The sequence below is a fragment of the Brucella sp. 22210 genome, from assembly GCF_052045675.1.
GTDB lineage: Bacteria > Pseudomonadota > Alphaproteobacteria > Rhizobiales > Rhizobiaceae > Brucella.
In genome coordinates, this window is the sequence record NZ_JBQEPD010000127.1 from 1 (window position 1) to 1,035 (window position 1,035).

Sequence of the window (1,035 nt, forward strand, 5' to 3'; positions counted from 1 at the left end):
TACAGGGTCTTCCTTGCCGCCGCCGAAAAAGTCAGCCAGACTCTTGCCGGTGAACTTGCCGTTGGTCATCCCGTCGAACAGGATGCGGATGGCCGTGGCCATCTCCAACGCGGCGTCGGGGTTATCGCCAAGGCCGTACTTCTTATAGTTGTCTTTGCCGGTGATCTGAGCCAAGGCGCGACCGCGGTATAACCAGCCGTCGTTCGGTCGGGTGTTGCCCATGCGCCCGCCGTAGACTTTATTGGCGAGGCCCTGTGGATTTCGTACAAAAGGTTGAGCGGCTGCGTCGGACGTAAACCGCGATGGCCACACCTGCCGAATGCGCGCTGCGCTGCTATAACTCAGATTTTCCTCGATAGGCTGCATCTTGCCGCCGGTTTCATGGAAAGCTGTCGCAAGTACGTATGCAGTTTGTTCGTCGGGCAATCCACGGCGTTCTGCTTCGGCCAGAATAGCCGAAGTACCGTCAACCTGCGCTTGCGAGAGACGGCCGCCGAAAGGTGCGCGGCGCGCGTACGCAAAGAAAGTTGTTTCGTTTATGCGCGCCACCGTGCCGCCCTTCCGTCTTGTTTGTCTTATTTATCTTTTATTACTTTAAGACAATCGTGGCAAGTTATTTCGCCTCGACGTTCTCCTGCGCGCCCCGATCTATAGCCATGAGCTTTAGGAGTTTACCGTTCCACGCTGGCGAACCCACATCTTTCACGTCTCGGGTCAGCAGATGTTTGGCCAGATCGGGGTTAAACTGCATCTCGAAAAGAATATCCGAAACGCCCTTCGTACCATCTGGCAGCGACGAAAGAGCAAGCTTGATGGTGCGGTAAACACCGCCGCCCTTCAGCACGCCGAAGTAGCCTTTCAGGCCGGCTTCCAGTGCTCGGTTAAGCTGTGCTTCACGCGCGCCCTTGTCCGCCATGAACTTGTTGAACGTGTCGGAGCCAGCCGTTGACTTCACGTCGAGCCGCTTTTCGACGTCCAGCAGCTTGTGCGCCTGACGAAGAGAATTCATCTCTTCGGGCGTATAAATCTTGGCCA

The 1,035-nt window shown here is 56.3% G+C and carries 1 protein-coding gene and 1 pseudogene; both read right to left on the reverse strand.

Annotated features, from left to right (window positions below):
* A pseudogene (locus ACTJKP_RS26885) lies at window positions 1-549 on the reverse strand (chitinase); the annotation flags it as partial.
* A gap of 64 nt (window positions 550-613) precedes the next feature.
* A partial coding sequence (locus ACTJKP_RS26890; RefSeq protein WP_440632834.1) for a hypothetical protein occupies window positions 614-1,035 on the reverse strand: 422 nt, incomplete at its 5' end.